Annotated in this window: 15 protein-coding genes and 1 tRNA gene; 6 read left to right on the forward strand and 10 right to left on the reverse strand. The window is 39.6% G+C overall.

Annotated features, from left to right (window positions below; all coding sequences use genetic code 11):
- Positions 1–1,064 precede the first annotated feature (1,064 nt).
- Positions 1,065–1,931, forward strand: a complete 867-nt coding sequence (locus tag BCT49_RS02055; protein ID WP_102433945.1) for a hypothetical protein — start codon at positions 1,065–1,067, stop codon at positions 1,929–1,931.
- Here the strand turns inward: BCT49_RS02055 and BCT49_RS02060 are convergent.
- The 8 genes from BCT49_RS02060 to BCT49_RS02100 form a co-directional block, all read right to left on the reverse strand.
- Positions 1,920–3,749, reverse strand: coding sequence for a relaxase/mobilization nuclease domain-containing protein (locus BCT49_RS02060; RefSeq protein WP_102433946.1), 1,830 nt, complete (start codon positions 3,747–3,749; stop codon positions 1,920–1,922). The two genes, BCT49_RS02055 and BCT49_RS02060, sit on opposite strands and share 12 nt — an antisense overlap.
- A gap of 8 nt (positions 3,750–3,757) precedes the next feature.
- Positions 3,758–4,510, reverse strand: coding sequence for a hypothetical protein (locus BCT49_RS02065; protein ID WP_102433947.1), 753 nt, complete (start codon positions 4,508–4,510; stop codon positions 3,758–3,760).
- Positions 4,511–4,887: 377 nt separating this feature from the next.
- The gene (locus BCT49_RS02070) at positions 4,888–5,109 is read right to left on the reverse strand and encodes a hypothetical protein (protein ID WP_102433948.1); all 222 of its coding nucleotides are present in this window, start codon (positions 5,107–5,109) and stop codon (positions 4,888–4,890) included.
- Positions 5,110–5,141: 32 nt separating this feature from the next.
- On the reverse strand, positions 5,142–5,939 hold the full coding sequence (locus BCT49_RS02075) for an MvaI/BcnI family restriction endonuclease (RefSeq protein ID WP_102433949.1): 798 nt from the start codon (positions 5,937–5,939) through the stop codon (positions 5,142–5,144).
- Between the two features lie 65 nt (positions 5,940–6,004).
- Positions 6,005–6,754: a DNA-methyltransferase gene (locus BCT49_RS02080; RefSeq protein WP_198595804.1), complete on the reverse strand. Its 750-nt coding sequence runs from the start codon at positions 6,752–6,754 to the stop codon at positions 6,005–6,007.
- An 820-nt stretch (positions 6,755–7,574) separates the two neighbouring features.
- Positions 7,575–7,665 (reverse strand) — tRNA-Ser (locus tag BCT49_RS02090).
- A 138-nt stretch (positions 7,666–7,803) separates the two neighbouring features.
- On the reverse strand, positions 7,804–9,612 hold the full coding sequence (locus BCT49_RS02095; protein WP_102433951.1) for a DUF3413 domain-containing protein: 1,809 nt from the start codon (positions 9,610–9,612) through the stop codon (positions 7,804–7,806).
- A gap of 28 nt (positions 9,613–9,640) precedes the next feature.
- Positions 9,641–9,868, reverse strand: a complete 228-nt coding sequence (locus BCT49_RS02100) for a YejL family protein (RefSeq protein WP_102433952.1) — start codon at positions 9,866–9,868, stop codon at positions 9,641–9,643.
- A gap of 84 nt (positions 9,869–9,952) precedes the next feature.
- Here BCT49_RS02100 and yejK point away from each other — a divergent pair, with 84 nt between their 5' ends.
- From yejK to BCT49_RS02115, 3 genes are all read left to right on the forward strand, one after another.
- On the forward strand, positions 9,953–10,957 hold the full coding sequence (yejK, locus tag BCT49_RS02105; protein WP_017111125.1) for a nucleoid-associated protein YejK: 1,005 nt from the start codon (positions 9,953–9,955) through the stop codon (positions 10,955–10,957).
- 105 nt (positions 10,958–11,062) lie between these two features.
- Positions 11,063–12,463 carry an Hpt domain-containing protein gene (locus BCT49_RS02110; protein ID WP_102433953.1) on the forward strand — a complete coding sequence of 467 codons (1,401 nt, stop codon included), beginning with the start codon at positions 11,063–11,065 and terminating at the stop codon, positions 12,461–12,463.
- A gap of 75 nt (positions 12,464–12,538) precedes the next feature.
- A complete protein-coding gene (locus BCT49_RS02115; RefSeq protein ID WP_102433954.1) occupies positions 12,539–13,717 on the forward strand; it encodes a chemotaxis protein in 1,179 nt (392 codons plus the stop codon).
- A gap of 80 nt (positions 13,718–13,797) precedes the next feature.
- Here BCT49_RS02115 and nhaC read toward each other — a convergent pair whose 3' ends face one another.
- Positions 13,798–15,234, reverse strand: coding sequence for a Na+/H+ antiporter NhaC (gene nhaC / locus BCT49_RS02120; RefSeq protein ID WP_102433955.1), 1,437 nt, complete (start codon positions 15,232–15,234; stop codon positions 13,798–13,800).
- A 509-nt stretch (positions 15,235–15,743) separates the two neighbouring features.
- Here nhaC and asd point away from each other — a divergent pair.
- Entirely contained in the window at positions 15,744–16,862 is a 1,119-nt protein-coding gene (asd, locus tag BCT49_RS02125; RefSeq protein ID WP_017107353.1) for an aspartate-semialdehyde dehydrogenase, read from the forward strand.
- Positions 16,863–16,982: 120 nt separating this feature from the next.
- Complete coding sequence (locus tag BCT49_RS02130; protein WP_102433956.1) at positions 16,983–17,504, forward strand: prepilin-type N-terminal cleavage/methylation domain-containing protein; 522 nt, start codon at positions 16,983–16,985, stop codon at positions 17,502–17,504.
- 54 nt (positions 17,505–17,558) lie between these two features.
- On the opposite strand, the gene BCT49_RS02135 is transcribed toward BCT49_RS02130, so the two are convergent.
- Positions 17,559–18,404 (reverse strand): ion transporter, encoded by an 846-nt coding sequence (locus BCT49_RS02135; RefSeq protein ID WP_102433957.1) that lies wholly within the window; start codon positions 18,402–18,404, stop codon positions 17,559–17,561.
- Positions 18,405–18,417 lie beyond the last annotated feature (13 nt).

An 18,417-nucleotide genomic window follows, 5' to 3' on the forward strand; every position in this document is an offset into this window, starting at 1 on the left:
ATTACGCAACAAAGCCATTATCAAGATAAAAATATGTGTTTCCGTGTTCGTCTTTCCATTTTAAAAGTTTTGAGCTTCTGATTTTTGCCTGTTTTGGGTTTCGCTCGCTGTCTGCGTGTAGTAGTTCTAGACTTTCGAAAAAGTCTCTAAATCGCTCTATAAAGCTCTTTTTTGTAATGTCTGGACTGTTGAAGTCGTCGATTTTGAAAGACTTGATTAGTTTGTTCTTGTCGTTATTCACGTTGAACACTAGATTTTTATTCTTGTCTAGAACTGTTTGAATGTTCGATTTTTGAAGAATATTGAAAAACTCAGTTGAGTTTTTTGATTTGTTTAAGTTGTAGATTATGAATTGAGTTAGTAATTTCAGTAATTCTAATTCGTTCATTTTTGAATTGTATATAAATGATTTCATTTGTTCACCTCCATTGTGTTGAAGTAAAAAGATTTAACTTATAACTACATAGAAGCACATTTATTAAAATATCAAAATATTTAGATCTGGAATGCTCATTTTTACTAATAAATAAATGGTTTAAAAATTGCATTTTCAGAATATGAGCTTGCGATTTAATAAAAGCGTCAAATCGCTCCAAGCGATTTTCTACGCACAAACATTTTCGACGACAGGAGAACAAACACATATCAAAGTGAAGGATTTCACGAACTTCACTATTATTTAAAATAATCTTATTTAAATAATATTATTTAATAGGTGGGGTGTTCATATATAATGGGTAGGGGTGTTCATATATAAGGGGTAGGGGTATTCATATACTTTAGTTTGTAAAAATCTGTAAAATGACAATAAAAAAGATTGTATAAAAATATTCATACAATCTATTGCAATTAATTTAATTTGTGTTATTCGTTTTAATTAGAGAGTTATTAAAAAGAAAAAAGCACTCTCCAAAGTGCTTTTATAATCTTTAAATAATTACAGAACAATCTTAAAAATCACCGTGACAAGTTTTTTATTAAGATATAGACAAAATAACTTGAGTTTTAACTATTGTCAATATGTCCTCTGTAATTATTTAAAACAATTACAGAGGTTTTTTATTATGACGAAACAAACAAAAAAATTATTTACAGAATTCGAGTTGATCAAAACGAACACAAAAGACAACACATTCTTTGATTACTTCATAAAAAATGAGTATATGTCTAGCAAAATCAAAGCTTATGTATTATCCACTGCACAACTACAACACAATATCAGCGAAAAGAAAAAAAAGAATATTAGTGTTGAAATCACATATCAAGAAATCAGAAAGTTTTACAATTTCACTTATGCGAACAATGACAGAATTATTGAAGAAACTTCAAAATTACGAAATACAACATTCATTAAATCAGTAGACTTTGAAAAGAAAAGTTTTAGTGTAGTTGTTGACTATGAACTTATAGAAAGAAACTATAAATCAAAAGTAAAAACAGGATTTTCTAACGTCTGCATTACTCTAAATGATCTAATCAAATACAGAACAGACAAAGAATTATTTTTCAATATTTACATTAGTTACTTCAAAAAAAAGAAAGATAAGTTTATTAACAGAAAATTTCTTTTTAACTTGTTCGATATGAAAAACGAAACAAAAGAACAAAGAAAAAACAGTAAAAAAACGCTTGTAACAATGCTTAAAAAGCACGATTTTTTAATCAAATATGAAGATTTCTGTTTCTATTTAAAACTGCCAGAAGCACAAGAAAAAGCAGCAGTTACAGCGAAAGCAGAAGCACAGCCAGCAGTAGCGAAAGCGACAGAAAACGAAGCACAAAGCACAGAGAGCAGCGAAAAAGGTTTTAATGGTCTGAGTGCTTGGCAAGAGGCTTTAAAACGTCCAGAAATTGATTTTATGAAAGAGTCTGAAACGATTTTTGAAAATGAAAAATCAGAAGAAGAATTATTAAATGAACTAGATTTTTAAAGCCTTGTTTTTGTCTTTCTTGTTCTTGTCTTTTTTCTTCTTCAAGACAGAAGTAGAGACTTGTTTATTTGAGCTATGAGACGGTTTTCTGTTCGCTGATTTGTATTGACTAGCTAAGTCATTACTTTGATTTTTAAACTTGTTGAGCAATCTCTCACGCTCTCTTTTTTGTTTTTCGTCGCTCGGTTCAAAGTCTTTATAAGCTCTTGATAAAATTTCGTCATTAGCTTCATTTTTCTTTAAAGTAGTGAATAAATGTTCTTTCTCTTTTTGACTAAGCAAGTCTTTATTGTCACTCATAAAGTTTGTGATTTTGAATGATTGATCTTTGTCATTCCAAGATTTTGGAGTTTTGACCGTAGTCAAATCAAAACCCTTTTCAAGCATTTCTTGATACTTTGTTTCGTTCGGTTTTGTGAGATTAGCAAACCAACCAACCGATTTTTTGTTTTCTAAATCAATAACCTTTTTCGTTGATTTTGTAGTTTTTTCTGGTTCTTCATTAACGAAACTAGACTCTTCAATTAAAGACTTTTCAAGCTCTCTTATAGCTCGTTTTTGTTTTAAACTTTCTTTCTCTTTCAATTCTTTGTAGTCGTCAACGAAAAGCTTAAAAATCCCGTCTTTTTGCTCGTTTTGCTCTGCTCGTTTTTTCGCTTGAACTTGATCATAATGGTCCATCATTTGTTTCTGATATTGCTGTAATTTTTTTGTTTCTGCGTCTGCAAATTTATCAATTTCATTCGATTTACTTGGTAGAGTTGAAGAAGGAGCTTTGGACGGCTTTTTAACTGACTTATTAGCCGTTGAAGCCGTTTGTTTTACTGTTTGAGCGTTGTTTCTAGTGGTTTTAGGCGTTGTTTGCTTTTGGTCTTGTCTCTGTATGATTTGGCTAGTTATGCCCTTAAAACGGCTTTCCAGTGCGTTTTTAGTCAATAGCTTTCTATTTAGCTTTGAACCGCTGGAATGTGCGATTACTGAACCTTGTTTATCTTTCATTTCAAAGGAAAAACCACGGATTTCTTGCTGTCCGTTTTGCCCTTTTTTGAAGCTTGGTTTTACTTCAATGTTGTGCTTGTCTAGGAGTTTGAAAAAGTGTGTGTTGTTCTTTGCGTTCTTAGCTGCGTAGATGGTTTGTTTACGCATAAACTCAAACGGATTCTTTTCAAGTTCTTTTTGTCGTTGCGCTGCTAATTCTTCCAGTTTTTCAGACGCTTCTAAATCGTTAGCGTTAAAAGCTTTTTTAGCTATGGCTTGTAGTTTGTTTGCAGGGTCTTGTGGTGCGGAATCTTGGCGATTTGTTCTAGTTAAATCATATTTATCTTCTAGATCTTCCGCTACTTGTCGAGAGCGGTTTTTTGATTGAAAAGCTTTATCATACTTCAAAGAGTTTGAAACTCTAGGAATAATAAAGTGAAAATGTTTGTTTACTGTATCGTTATGCATAGCATACAAAATTTCTTTATCGTCAAAATCTTTTATAAATCCTTGTAATCCCTCTTTCGCAATGTCTAACATTTCCTCATTTGTTCGGCTTTTCCAGTCGTCAGCGTGAAAAGCTACTTCATAATGATCATAAATACGCTTTTCTTTTGATTTGCGCTTTTCTTGTTGCAAGTGCATTGAATGATTTGTTTTAAGTTGAAGAATAAAATCAGAAATATGATTTTTTTTATTATCTAAATCTAATTCACCACGAGCACCGCCAAACATTTCACAACGTTCAGTTTCATTTTCATTTTTCGGATTAGCGATATAGTTACATATACGCTTTAAATCTCCGAAAGATTTTGCTTCGTGTTGAAGTTTTATAATCATATTCTTTCTTATGCTTCTAGTTCAACAGCTTGAACATTAAGCCTATTTTTCCTTTTGTTTTTTGTATTAAGTGTTTTTTGACAATAATTAGTTAAGTCTTGAACAAACATATTAATATCTATTTTATTAAGAAACGCTTTATTTTTTGCGTTTCTATTTAGAAGAGCAACAGCTTCAACGTCAAAAGTAGAATTGTTATACTCAACATTCCTTAAAATTATTTTTCTGTTTGTATCGCAAAATTGCGAATACAAATCAAAACGTTTCTTTACTTCACGTATTTGAGGAACTTCGGACAATTTAAACTCTACTGAAACAGTTTCATTTTTAATAAATGAATAAACAAAATTAAGATTTGAAAGTCTACCAACCTCTTGAACTTGCTTCATTTCTTTCTTTTCGAACTCGAAAACTTTTTTTTCAACATTTGAAAAATCAACATACTTTTTATTATTTTTCTTTGAAAAGTCAGAAAGTGGTCTATCTTCATATTCCGAAAAATCACATATATAAAATAGAAGTTCGCCAAAAACCTCTTTGCAATTTTTCAAGCTTACCTTGTAGTAAGTTTCAATAAATCTAATTAACTTAGGAATTAGTCTGCAATTACCTCTTGAAATATCAACAAAGAATTTTTTATCTTCGTCAATAATGCTTTCGCAAAGTGCAAGATTTCTTTCTAAGTGCCACTTTGTGATTTCTTCTAATTTTGTGTTGTCCTCTTCACCTCTAATTACAACTTTCTTTTTCGTTTTTCTCATTTCCTCTTTTCCAAAAATATGCAACTTCCAAGTTGCTATTTAAAATTAAAATAATTCAATTGATACATTTTTCAAAATGTGAGATTTATTTTAATTTCTAACCTCGTAGAGCAAGTCTATAAGCCAAAGGAAACGAAGTGCCCGGCGGGTTATAGTCCAACTTGTTTCTATTCAGTTTTCACAACTATATTTACTAGTATATCTCGATTTTTGAGAACTCAAAATTATTGAAATATTGAGAGGAAAGAAAGCTTTTAGTTTGTGTATTTTTAAAATTATTTTATGCGAAATAATATTTAAAAAATTGTGTAGTGAGGTTTGAGAAATGAAAAAGCCAAACTTTAAAAGTATGGCTTTCTTTAATTTCAAAAACTATCTTACTTTGAGTCGTTTTCAGCAGATACCAAACCTAATTCTTTTTCCAACGCTTTTATCTTCTCACGACACGATAGGATTTCTTCGTCATACTCTTCTAGTAACTCCCCATTGTCATCGTTTTTTTGTGTTACGTAACGATGTCGCATAGAATAAAAAAAGATTACTTTTTTTTGACAAAAGTAGAGTTCTTGGAGCTTTTCAAAAATGTTTATATTTTTCATTTTAAATCTCGACCAGTTTGTATATGCATATCTTATAACACGATAGAGTGTTCAAATAGGTCTTGTAAACGTGTTGTCTTCACTCGGATCTTTGTGCCGTGGTTGTGGCGTGTTCGAGCGTCGAAGTCAAGATACAAGCCGCCGCTATTCAATAAATCAACTAGATTATCCACTTTAAAACCGCTCAATATGAAAGCTTGATCGTAAAAGAAAAGCTTTTCTTGTGTTTTCGGACACTTTTTAGTTTTACACAAAACAAAGACGGTATTATCAAGTTTTGCTTTGATTTTAGCCGCTAATGCTCTCATATCATATTGAACGGGTAAAACATCAGTATAATGAATGTCTCGATTTGACAAATCAGCTAACCAATCGCCATAAGTGCCAAAAGCTTTCGATTTATCTTCTTTGTGTGTTTGAACCTCGTTAGGAGAAAACATAAACTCTAAAATGTCTTCGCTTGCTTGAATTCTGAAACCTCGATCAGAAAAAGCGTGTCCGTATGTGGTAGAGCGGAAACTCATTTCGTCTACTGGATATTTACCGCCTGCGTCTTTATGAGGCCAACCAAGCGATACACAAAGTTTTGGAACGGGAGTTTGAGGAATAGTAGGATCTGAATGTAAAAGAGTTACAAGAGCACTAGACTCTTTCTTTTGAGTTTTTAATTCGTATACACCACCAAGATCAGGTAGTGGAATGTTGTTCTCTGGAACACCTAAAAGATCTTCAAGTGTGTTCCCTTGGTTCCCGTCATTGCCTTGACGTGTCCCTCTGTGCCATTGGTGCATTACACCTTGTAGTTTTTCGATTAGCTCATCAACTGTCATTGTTCATACCGTAGAGACCAAAAAAAGGACCCTACGATACGATCATATCTAACTAATTGAAAGGCTTATAATGCAAGTTGTTGCTGACCTGTTTCCTCTAGAATGCGTTGTTTCGCATATTCACAATATTCTGGGGAGATTTCGATACCTACATAGTCTCTTTCTAGGTTCGTCGCTGCAATTGCAGTAGTGCCTGAACCCATAAACGGATCTAAGACTATTTCCGCATTCGTTGAAGAAATTACTCTTTCAATCAATTCAACTGGGAATGGTGCAGGGTGATCGATACCTTTTGCTTGTCCTATTTGCCATACGTCCCCGTGACCGTTCGCACCTTTGGCAAGTTTAAAGTCTTTTTTCGCTATCATATAAATGACTTCATAAGTCGGGACAAAGTAGCCAGGGTTGAAGTTAAATCCGCCTTTACGTTGCCAAATGATAATCTGGCGAACTGGGAAGCCTTCAACAATGTCTTGACGGTCTTGAATTAGACCTTTTTGAACTCGCCATTTATGGTTGTAGAAAATCGCCCCGTCATCTTTTACTACTCTCATCATTTCGGTCAAACAAGCTCTTTGCCATTCTACATACTCATCGTGCGGCATATTATCACCGTGAGTTTGATAGCCGTTGATTAGTTGAGCATTTGCCCACTTACCACCACGACCATCTTTCATTCCGTTACCAGACGAGTTTTTAAGATTGTAAGGGGGTGAAGTAACCACTAAATCTATTGATTTTTCGGGAATTTTTTTCATTTCTTCCAGAACGTCACCGCACAAAATTTTATTTTTAATGTTATCTAACGAATACATTATTCACCCTTATTCACTACTACTAATTTGCTAACGTCATAACCCAAAGATTGAATAGTATTGAAAGCACTATCCAAAGTTTTGAAGTATCGAATGCTTCCTCGCTGTGTTTTGAGGTAGAATTGCTGTCCATTCTTACCCAAGAAAGTGATTACGTATCCGTTACTTTCCTCGGTAATAATTTCTACTTTTGAAATGACACCATTCTCTTGCATTAGTTTTGCGTCAGACAATTCAAAGCAATCAGTCATAAATCAAAAACCAACTTTTGATAATCAAAAACACAGATTTGATTTTATATGGTACGAGATAGGTCCACAAGCTTTTATTTGTGCAGTGTGAATAAAAAGAGGTAAGCCAAACTTTTTAGGGTGTGGCTTTCTATAATCAGAGCAGATTTTTTTGAATGTTGTTGAGTGCAATCTGTTTCAAAACCGTGATCTCGTTGGCTTCGAGGATTTCAAGGATTGACTGAATGATCAGCTCTTGTTTGTCGGGGACCTCGTCGGGAACCTGCTTCGAAATCCTGTCTATAAACTCTTGTATTTGAAAATCCATGCGTTTCTATCCGTGTTAATGCCTTTGTTTAACTTTACCACATTTCTTTAAACTGGGGCGTTTCACGGCTTCAAAACGTGCTTTTGAAGACGTGGAAGGTCTAACAAATCTTTTGATTTGTATAGTGTGATGCTAATCTTAGATTTCTAAACACGACTAAACAGAATTATTTTTTAGATTTCTGTTGATTTTGAAAAGTAAACTACAAACAGTCTAAAACGAAAAAAAACCCACTGTAAAACAGTGGGTTATCTCTTGAATGTGGCGGAGAGATAGGGATTTGAACCCTAGATACGCTATTAACGTATGCCGGTTTTCAAGACCGGTGCTTTCGACCACTCAGCCATCCCTCCAGTGGCGTGAATAATATAAGGGGGAGAGTGCCTTGTAAACCCTTAATTATCATAATCTTGTTTGGTTGCTTGTTTTCTAGTCATTAGTGGCAATAAAAAAGGGAAGCTGCATGCATCCCTTCTTTGTATGGTGACTAGTTAGTCATTTTTTGTGTAGAAACGCTGCAGCTCTGTTAAGCCTTGCATTAATACTGGTAAGCGAGGGCTTACATCTTTTAGGCGTTTGTAGTTCTGGTCATACAGTTTGTAGTTGCCAAACTTATCTAACACCGTTGTTTGCTGAGCAGTCACAAGAGCCAGTTCACGAGAGTCGCCCGCTAGGATCCACTTTCTCTTACGTTCATCAAACAGGCTGCGACCGCTACTGAAATCTGTTGGATTTGAAGAAACACCAAGCAGCTCTTGCATCAATGTTACGGACACATCTAAATGACTCGAGCGATGCGTGTATTCAGAAGCAGACTTACCAGGCCAGCTGATGAACAAAGGCACCTGCAGTTGGTAGCGACTGTAGTTGGAGTTTGCGCCCCAACTGTTGGTCTTGGTTTCGTTAAATTCAGTACCATGGTTCGACGTGATGATAACCACAGTGTTGTCTTTAAGGTCGAGACGTTCTAATTCTGCGTAAATAGTTGCAAGCTGAGTATCGGCCGCTTGAGCTGACTTTTGGTAGTCTGCAGCAAAGCGTTCTGCCGTGGTCAACGTAGAGTCTGACTCTGAACTTGAATCGTAGTTAGAGAAGTTATCCAGCGTGGTCAGTTCAATGAAGTTAAACCAAGGACGTTTAGCTTGTGGTGATTGAATCCAGTTAGACCAAGCTTGTATCGCGCTTTTGTCATCATAAGTTGCTTGCTCTGGAATAACATCACGGCCTCGGAAGATGATTTCCGAGTAAAGTGCATCGTCAAAGTTGTCGCCGCTGAAAGCCGCAAACTTATAATTGTGATTATCTAAAACGTCCAACAGTACTGCACTCGAGCCTTGAGCTTCGATGCTGCTTGCGTAGCTGCTTGGAAGGCCATAGAACAAACCGAAGATACCAAACATGTCGTTGCTTGAACTGTAGTGGTTGGTGAAGTTGATCGCTTGCTGTGAGTACGCGTAGCTGTTTGGCATCGCTGTAGCATTAAGTGCATCAGAGCGAAGGTTGTTTACACTCACCATCAGGATATTAAGATCGTCACTGCGGCGGTTGTATTGAATTTTTTCTAGCGGGTAGCTAACTAAGTTGACGTTCTCTTTGTTTGCTTCTAAACGCTGTAGATACTCTTCACGGTCTAACAGACCATGTTTTTCCATAAAGCTTTTCGCTGTCATTGGGTAAGACAGTGGGAAGTTCGCTTTTTGGCTGGTAATTGGGTTGTAGAAATACGCATCAGCCCACATGTAGGTCAAGTGGCTGCTGATGAAACACAAGAAGAAGACGGCTGTGATCGGACGGCCAACGTGTTTATGAGACAATTTACGCTGCTTACGCCAAACCCACTCAGATAGTCCGAGCTGTAATAAGAAGATAAGCGGCATAACAATGAAGAGGTGCTGCAAATCAGAAGTAAATGCAGATTCCTCTCCACTGAATAAAACCTCCCACACAACAGGCGTCAGGTGGAGGTTTATATTTTGATACGTTTGAGTATCAATAAGAAGGACAGTTAAACCTACGGTGGCGAAACAAACGGCAACCAAGCGTAATAACTTCCTCGACGGAAGAATAAAAGTGAGTGGAAACAGCACTAATAGGTAGAGAGCAAATACTAAAAAGCCGAAATGACCGACCCATGATGCAGCCAAATAGAATTGACCCAGCAAGGTGTCTGGCCAAGCAGATTGAGTAATATAACGAGTACCTATCAACATCGCCGCAATGATGTTGAAAAATGCAAACCAGTGTCCCCAACCAACCAGTCGAGATACACGATCGCTATAAGAGTTTGCGCTGTCTACCATTTATAATTCTTTTATCCGTCAATCAAATTTAGTGAGACTGTTTGTCTTCAATAGAAGAAACCAAAGCCTCGGCAAATTTTTCAGCAATTCCTTTGCGTTGTGAAGCAGCAACGTTCTGATTTAAGACATTGGTTGCGATATTTCCAGCGATCATCAGTGAAAGTTCTGGTGAAGCTTTGTGCTTTGTTAGTACAGCACCTACTTCAGCTAGGATTTTTTCAACTTGTTCATCTGTGTATTTAGATATAATCGGCATAAGGACTCTAATAATGATAGTAAAAGCGGCTTATGATAACCTACTATGCACGACAACTGAAACCTGAACGGTAATATTTTCACTATGAGCCTTCACCTTTCCAACGTAATTTTACACCAGTTAAGCAAGAACGATCAGGAAGAACTGATTGTTAACTACCGTGCTGAATCTCTAGAAAACGATGCTTCGTCTGAAAGCCTTGTTGCTGAGCTTCACCGAGTGTTCAACTCAAAAGCAGGTAAAGGGTTTGGTTCTTTCAAATCCGACAGCGAATTCCAGCAGTCGTTGCATGAATTTCGAGCGGGAGAGCAAAGTTTTTATGATTTCTCTCAAAAAAGTGCGCTACGTCTAAAAGATGAGCTTTCAAAGTATCCTTTTGCTGATGAAGGCACTTTGGTACTTGCTGAATACCAATCACTGGCGACAGACTACCTTTTCATCGGTTTACTGCCTTCGAACCAAAGTTTGAAAGTGACTGAAGGGCTAGACATCAGTGCGACTGATTACCTTGATATCTCTAAGATGGATATTGTTGCGCGCCTTGATCTTTCAACATACGACACAGACAAAGAGTCAAACCGTTACCTTACTTATATTAAAGGACGTGTTGGCCGTAAAGTCGCAGATTTCTTCTTAGATTTTCTTCAAGCAGAAGTCGGCTTGGATGCTAAGCAGCAAAACCAAGTACTGATGCAAGCGGTAGAAGATTTCGTTTCTGACTCTAAGCTAGAGAAAGAAGAAGCGATTAGCTATAAAAAGCAGGTTGCAGATTACTGTAACGAACAGCTAAAAGCCGGCGACGAAGTGCAAGTTCGTGAGCTTTCTGGTGAATTGCCAGCCAGCACAGATGGCACTAGCTTCTTTGACTATACTAGTGAACAAGGCTATGAGTTAGAAGATAGCTTCCCAGCAGATCGCGCAACTATGCGTAAACTAACAAAATTTGTTGGTGCTGGTGGCGGTTTGAATGTTAGTTTTGATAGTCTGCTTCTAGGCGAACGTATCTTTTACGATCCGGAGACAGACACGCTAACGATTAAAGGCACACCACCGAACTTACGTGACCAACTGACTCGCAATAAGTCGTAGTCCGAAGTTAACGGATAAAAGCGGCAGCAGGATGTTGTCGCTTATTTTGTGCTTAATCTTTTAGCTACGGTCATGGCTTCAAGTTAACACGCACAAGGAATATAGATGGAACAATCAGTGGCAACGCCCCATCGCTTTAAAAAGCCTGCAACTTTCTTAGTTGTACTTCTGGCTCTATGGCTACTTCCTTCGTTGGCCATTCTTCAGCTCAGCCGTTCTTACAATAATTCCCTTGCTCAAATTGAAGAACTTGGTATTCGTGTTACCGAGTTAAGGCAGTCGCTTTACTTCTCTGAACCGCTCCGAGTCTCTCGTATTAATGACTTAGCCCTTGATGCCCAATTGGTGTATTCGATTCGATTACAGATTGAATCGGATTTTGAGCATGCGTTTTTCCGCCCAGACGTTAATCAACTGCTGTATGTCGCAGACCAATTTTTAGAAAAGTTCGATGAGTTCATCCCGATAGAAAGCCAAGTACAAGCGATAGTTGATAACATCAAGGCATTGCGCGCTGACAGTAAGACTTCATCTAAGTTAAAGCCTTTGTTAAACGAATTTGGCGTTGTGGTATTTGAAGCCATGTATTCTGATAATCAAAGCTCATCGGCGACGTATCGCTCTTTCGACTCGATTCTTAAGCGTTCTTATTCGTTAAAAACCAAAGAGCAAGAAGCCATGCAGCAGTTACTTGCTGATGCTTCTGCGTTATTGGGTGATTACGCTCAGCTTAATTATTTGGTTGATAAGATAAAGAAAAACTCAGTCAATGAGCAGATCATCAAGCTTGAAGCTCAATTCCATAAGAGTCAGTTCAACCTATTGCTCGCAGCCTTGGGTTTAAGTTTGCTCGCGATGATCGCACTGATTTTATGGGGAGTTGGTTTTAAAAAGAGCGCATCACAAGCTGAAAGTGATTCGGACCATGAACTTGAGACCAATTTAGGAAAACCAGAGAGCAGTTCGAACGCCACGGTTAACCAAGTAGAAACGACTGATTCAAAGGACACGCTCTTTGATGTAAAACAGGCTAGCCATGTTGCCTCAGCACCAGAAAGGGCGCAGTCGATTCAGCACTCAGTGAGTGAACCTCAAGCAGTATCAACAAGTCATCAGGAGCCAGAGGCTCATTTGGCCGAGAAACACGTCGCAAGTGTGACGGATTCAAAGCCGGCTATTGATATCGAAGAGATGTTAGAGACTCTGGACGGTGACGCTGAATCTGTGAGCTTGTTATTGGGCGTGTTTGTGCAAGACCATGCCGATGATTATACAAAATTCAAATCCTTGCTGACAAAAGATGAGACATCTGCAGCTCGAATCGTACACAGCTTAAAGGGCGTTGCTGGGAGCATCAAAGCATCGAGGTTGGCGATTATTGCCGCCAGTATTGAGATGACAATGAAGCAATCTCGCGCGATCAGTGAGTACGATCTTGAGGAGTTAGAACTGGCGATCCAGGCTTCAGTCGACTCTGCCTTGGCGTATTTAGAACAATCGCACTAATTTTGCGAGAGTTTTGACAATACTCTGACGAAGTGCTCATACAATCCGCGCCATTAGTCTTTGTCAGAGGTGTATATGTTGCGTGTTTCTAGTAAGTGTTTGATGGTGTGGGTGCTTAGTATTGTTCTAAGTGGTTGTTCTCTCTTAGAAGTTAAGTTAGATAGCCAAACAACACCACTGACTCAACAAGAGCTCAATGCTCGGATTATGACGCGTGAATACGCTAAGATTTTCTTTACTCGCGTAGAAGATTCGGCTGATTTCATCGCTCAATCTTATCCTGCCGACGATACCCTACATCAATCTTATGTATTGCTTTGGAAGATCCACGCAGAGCAAGGACTTCAGCAAGCGGCTTACCAAACTTCTCCAATGTCAGCGTTAATTGATTCGTGGGTGTTTACCGCTCAAATGGACCAGTTTTATACGCAAGGCGACGGTGCTGACCTATTCATAACTGATCATGCAGTAGAAACCGCTCACGACCTTACTCAAGAAGCCGAGAAATTGGCAAAAGGCGTATTGAGTTCTGGTGACTTTAAAAAGAGCCAAGCGTTCGTCGCAGAGTTTGCCGCTAGCCATCCATTTAAAGATCTCACATTCAGAAGTACGCCTGCTTACCGCGATTGGTTAACTTACTTAGGTAAAGACGAATCTCAAATCGTGCAAAACTTAGGAACCATGCCAGAGGCGATGAGTGATGCATCAGACCGTTTAAGCGTAATGGCTGACCAAACGCCGAAACTGATGACGTGGAAGGCCGAGTTGGTTGCTCTGAACAGCTCATTGACGGGTGAAGACTTGTCGATGACGTTGGAAAGCCTTCGTCAAACATCAGCAAGCATGCAGGATTTCATCGAAAACAACCCTGAGTACATGCAAACGCTAGCTTCTATTATGTCGACAGAAATGCAGCCATTGCTAAACGACCTCAGCGATAAGACAGACCAAAAATTAGCGATGCTGAGCGATGAACGTGTGGCATTGGAAAAAATGGTGACGCGTGAGAGAGAAGCTCTGGTGCAGATGATTGAGAAAGAGCGCATCGAGATTGCAGGTATTGTGACTTCAGAAAGAGAGTTGTTCACTCAAGATCTCGACCGTGTTTCTCAAGAAGTGGTCGTGCTTGCGATTGATAAGCTGATGGAGCTAATCAAAGGTGTGATCATCTACTTCATCTTGTTTATCTTAGTGGTGTTCTTTGCCCCGTTAGGTATCGGTTACTGGCTGGGTAAACGAACTGCCAACAAATAAGTAATTCAGTAACTAAGTAGATCAAAAAAGAGCGCTCTAGGGCGCTCTTTTTGCATTTAAATCATTAACGTTTTAATGACTTACGCTTGCTGCTTGCTTAACTCTGTCGCTTCTTCAGCTTCAAACGCAGGTGCTGTCGGTTCACACTTGTCAACGAACCAACCCATGTAAGACGTCACGATAGTCACGATGATACAGATGAAGCTTAACCACATGAACGGTGCGTAAGACAGGGTAGCAACGCCCAGAATACTTGCCATGTAGATACCGTTATCACTCCAAGGAACCATACCTGACGTCAACGTGCCACCGAACTCAGCGTTACGAGAAAGGTTCTTACGTTTGTAGCCTAAGCGGTCGTAGTTCTTTGCACAGATTTTTGGTGTAAGGATGAGCGATACGTACATTGCTGAACCAAACATGTTACCCATGAAAGCTGTACCAATGGTGCTAGTCGCTAGTGAGCCGGCGCTGTTTACGCGGCGCTCGAACACTTTGGCAATCGTCTCTAGCACGCCAACTTTATCCAGCAAGCCACCGAAACCTAAACCAAACACGATAACCGCAACCGAACCAAGCATTGAAGACATGCCGCCACGGTTAAGAATCGAATCAATGAACTCCACGCCAGATGAGATAGAGAACGGTGCCCATGCTGTGTTAAATGCAGTAAGGAAGTCGATCTCTTGGATCATTACTGCCCAGATAATACCTAGCAGAGAACCAAAGCTGATCACTGGGAATGACGGCATGCGGAAAGCCAATAGGCCAAGCACGATCAATACAGGAACGAATGAGTAAGGCGTGATGTAGAACTGAACTTCCATTGCTTTGATTACAGAGTCAACTTGGCTCATGTCAACGTTGCCTGCGTAGTGGAAACCAAACGCAGTAAACATGATGCCAGTAATCACGTAGCTGATTAACGCAACTGGAAGCATGCCCTTGATGTGTTCAACCACTTCAACACCAGACATTGAAGAAGCCAGAATCACTGAATCAGAAAGTGGAGACATCTTGTCGCCAAAGTAACAGCCCGAAAGTACGGCACCAGCGGTGATTGGTGCTGGAACGCCTAGGCCTTGGCCAATACCCATCATCGCAATACCTGCGGTACCAGCAGCTCCCCAAGAAGTGCCTGTTGCCAGAGCGGTTAGAGAACAGATGATCATGGTAGCTAAAAGGAAGATAGAAGGGTGGATAGCTTTCAGACCGTAGTAAATGATAGTGGGTACAATACCGCCCGAGATCCACGTACCAACAAGAGCGCCAACCGCTAAAAGTATTAAAACTGCACCTAAGCCATTAGATATTCCTTTGAGTGCTGCTTTTTCTAAGTCTTTGTATTCGTGGCCAAGGCGAATACCTAGCACCATGATAATGAACCAGCCAATGTACAAGGCAAGTTGGATTGGAAGATCAAGCTTTGCTGTAAAGGAAAAAGCAAGGGATAGAAATAGTCCTAACGCGATGATTACCTGTAACAGGTTCGGTAGGCGAGTTTTACTCTGCTTCATATAAGCCTCTTGTTATTTCGAGCATTTATAGTGCTTCGTTATAGTTTGGGGTACGACGTGGACACTACAGTAATTAGATTATTATATCGAAAAAATACACCTAAGTTGTGATATTTGACTATTAAGTCAATGTATCGTGGTTGCATTGTCTGAATTTTTGTTACATTCATGATTGTTACATGTTGATTTTTGTCGCACGTTGTTTTCGTTGTGTAAAATATTATTCTGATTAACCATTGTTAAATAGTGGTAATTGCTGTTAAGGCTTGGTTCTATCAGGATGGAAAATAGAGCGTTTTTATTGGCCAAACCTTTGATGCTAACTATATTGCGTGCTTTATCAGTGGCAAAAGCGACGAATGAGATTCATAGATAACTGCACTATTCATCGCGTTCACTTAAAAGAAACGAAAAAGTTACACTTTTTGCTAAAAAGCACTTGAGTTCTGTTTCTGAAAAACTTATAGATGGGGGAGAGCAATTTTTAATTTATACATGGAGAGTGAGAGATGAGAGTAGGTCTAGTTGGTTGGCGCGGTATGGTTGGTTCTGTACTGATGCAACGTATGGTTGAAGAAAAAGACTTCGACCTGATTGAGCCTGTTTATTACAGCACATCTCAAATTGGTATCCCTGCCCCTGTTTTAGGTGGCAAAGAGGCGGGTCTGCTTCAAGATGCCTTTGATATTGATAGCTTAAAACAACTTGATGCCGTTATTACCTGTCAAGGTGGCGACTACACTTCAAAAGTTTACCCAGCACTGCGTCAAGCAGGTTGGAAAGGTTACTGGATTGATGCAGCTTCTACGCTAAGAATGGATGCTGACTCCATCATCACATTAGATCCGGTTAACTTGGCTCAAATCCAGCAAGGCATCCACGGTGGCACCAATACTTTCGTTGGTGGTAACTGTACGGTGAGCTTGATGCTAATGGCATTAGGTGGCCTATATGAAAAAGGCATGATTGAGTGGATGAGTGCCATGACTTATCAAGCAGCCTCTGGTGCAGGTGCTAAGAACATGCGTGAACTGATCTCTCAAATGGGTGTTATCAACGACAGCGTTAGCTCAGAACTAGCGAACCCAGCAAGCTCTATTCTTGATATTGATAAGAAAGTTGCTGACACGATCCGTTCTTCTTCATTCCCAACTGACCAGTTCGGCGCTCCTCTTGCTGGCTCATTGATACCTTGGATTGATGTGAAGCGTGAAAACGGTCAAAGCAAAGAAGAGTGGAAAGCGGGCGTTGAAGCGAACAAGATTCTCGGCCTAGATGGTCAGCCAATTCCTATCGATGGTACTTGTGTTCGAATCGGTGCAATGCGTTGTCACGCTCAAGCACTAACGATTAAGCTTAAGCAAGACGTTCCAATGGACGAAATCGAAGAGATCATCGCAACTCACAATGATTGGGTGAAAGTGGTTCCTAATGACCGTGACATTACTGCTCAAGAGCTGACACCAGCGAAGGTAACAGGCACGATGTCTGTACCAGTAGGTCGTCTACGTAAGATGTCTATGGGTAACGACTTCCTAAACGCGTTTACTGTTGGTGACCAATTACTTTGGGGCGCTGCAGAGCCACTACGTCGTACATTACGCATTATCTTAGCTGAGAAAGCGTAACTGCCTCATTTTTGAGAATAATTAATGAAGAAGCGCCTCAGGGCGCTTTTTTTGTATCTGATGACAGAAGCCTGACTTTAAAACCTTACATTTCGTACGTCTTAAAGTTTGGAGTCAAAAATGAAAGCAACTCACAAAGGTTTTACTCTTATCGAGTTAGTTGTTGTTATCGTCATTCTTGGTGTTTTAGCGGTTGTCGCAGCACCAAAGTTTTTAAACATACAACATGATGCTAGAGCTTCGGTTATAGAGGGGCTAGGAGCATCAGTTCACACGGCGTCTGATCTAGCATTCGAAAAAGCCGCAGTGGCAGGTATGGAGTACCAAGCTTCTTATTCAATTCCAGATTACGGTACTGTGCAGTTCGGTTATCCTGCAGTTCAAAGGGAAGGTATGGAAAACTTCCTTGCAATAGAATCGGGCTATCACGATTTAACCACCGAGTGGACTTGGGCGGCTCACAATAACGGTTCGGTGCAAGACCCTGATATTTGGCTTATCACTCGATCTGAGTATCTTAATGATATGGTGGGTGAGGATTTCAATACCGCTATCGAGAATACGCAATGCTACGTGAAATACACGGCTGCGATGGAAGCGAACGATGATTACCAAGTGGAAGTTTTCACAGACGGCTGCTAATGAATAGTTAGGTTAGTTAAGAAAGAGCTCTTGAGGAGCTCTTTTTTTTGGTTTTTATTCTGTCTCGTCGGTGACGACTCGTTTGTCCGGATCAGCCAATTCACTTGCACAGTGCTTGCAATACATTGCATCCGAATCATGGCCAGCGCGGTTGCAGTTAGGGCACTTAACCAACTCTTTGTGAGAGTTCATCTCATTGCTCAACTCTGCGGTAATAATCCCTGTCGGCACCGCTAAGATGGAATAACCCAGTAGCATGGTAAGCGAAGCGATCGCTTTACCCAGCGCGGTCTGAGGGATCATGTCACCGTAGCCAACCGTTGTGATGGTCACGATTGCCCAATAGATACTGTGGGGAATACTGGTGAAGCCGTTTTCTGGCCCTTCAATAACAAAGATAAGAGCGCCGAAGATAACAACCAAGATACCCACAGTGCTGAAGAAGATGAGGATCTTACGTCTTGCCATTAATAGTGAACGCAGCAAGATATTGGAATCTTGTAAGTAGCGAACCAATTTTAGGATACGGAAGATACGCATGACACGCAGCAGTCTCACCACGCCCATAAACGAAGCGCCGGGGAAGATGATCGCAAGGTAGGTCGGAAGAATCGCTAATAGATCAACAACACCATAAAAGCTGGTGGCATAGGATTTTGGTTTTGGAGAGCAATAGAGTCTCAACAAATACTCGAGAGTGAAGAGGGCTGTAAAAGTGTATTCGATATAACGCAACTGTTGTGACCATTCGGTCATGACATTTGGGATGGACTCTAGAATAAGTACCAACAGCGAAGCCAAGATTGCAACGATCAGTGATATATCAAATGCACGACCAGCTGGAGTATGGGTACCAAAGATAATGACGTACAAGTGATGCTTAAGTGGCTTGCCTGACATAAGGAGAGATTCA

Source organism: Vibrio lentus (genome assembly GCF_002875945.1).
Classification (GTDB): domain Bacteria; phylum Pseudomonadota; class Gammaproteobacteria; order Enterobacterales; family Vibrionaceae; genus Vibrio; species Vibrio apostichopi.

Excerpts from the sequence above, each read along its gene's own strand:
- BCT49_RS02065 (WP_102433947.1), bottom strand. The coding sequence starts at position 4,510 with ATGAGAAAAACGAAAAAGAAAGTTGTAATTAGAGGTGAAGAGGACAAC.
- BCT49_RS02060 (WP_102433946.1), bottom strand. The coding sequence starts at position 3,749 with ATGATTATAAAACTTCAACACGAAGCAAAATCTTTCGGAGATTTAAAG.
- BCT49_RS02055 (WP_102433945.1), top strand. The coding sequence starts at position 1,065 with ATGACGAAACAAACAAAAAAATTATTTACAGAATTCGAGTTGATCAAA.
- BCT49_RS02135 (WP_102433957.1), bottom strand. The coding sequence starts at position 18,404 with ATGTCAGGCAAGCCACTTAAGCATCACTTGTACGTCATTATCTTTGGT.
- nhaC (WP_102433955.1), bottom strand. The coding sequence starts at position 15,234 with ATGAAGCAGAGTAAAACTCGCCTACCGAACCTGTTACAGGTAATCATC.
- BCT49_RS02100 (WP_102433952.1), bottom strand. The coding sequence starts at position 9,868 with ATGCCGATTATATCTAAATACACAGATGAACAAGTTGAAAAAATCCTA.
- BCT49_RS02110 (WP_102433953.1), top strand. The coding sequence starts at position 11,063 with ATGGAACAATCAGTGGCAACGCCCCATCGCTTTAAAAAGCCTGCAACT.
- BCT49_RS02130 (WP_102433956.1), top strand. The coding sequence starts at position 16,983 with ATGAAAGCAACTCACAAAGGTTTTACTCTTATCGAGTTAGTTGTTGTT.
- BCT49_RS02070 (WP_102433948.1), bottom strand. The coding sequence starts at position 5,109 with ATGAAAAATATAAACATTTTTGAAAAGCTCCAAGAACTCTACTTTTGT.
- asd (WP_017107353.1), top strand. The coding sequence starts at position 15,744 with ATGAGAGTAGGTCTAGTTGGTTGGCGCGGTATGGTTGGTTCTGTACTG.
- yejK (WP_017111125.1), top strand. The coding sequence starts at position 9,953 with ATGAGCCTTCACCTTTCCAACGTAATTTTACACCAGTTAAGCAAGAAC.
- BCT49_RS02115 (WP_102433954.1), top strand. The coding sequence starts at position 12,539 with ATGTTGCGTGTTTCTAGTAAGTGTTTGATGGTGTGGGTGCTTAGTATT.
- BCT49_RS02080 (WP_198595804.1), bottom strand. The coding sequence starts at position 6,754 with ATGTATTCGTTAGATAACATTAAAAATAAAATTTTGTGCGGTGACGTT.
- BCT49_RS02075 (WP_102433949.1), bottom strand. The coding sequence starts at position 5,939 with ATGACAGTTGATGAGCTAATCGAAAAACTACAAGGTGTAATGCACCAA.
- BCT49_RS02095 (WP_102433951.1), bottom strand. The coding sequence starts at position 9,612 with ATGGTAGACAGCGCAAACTCTTATAGCGATCGTGTATCTCGACTGGTT.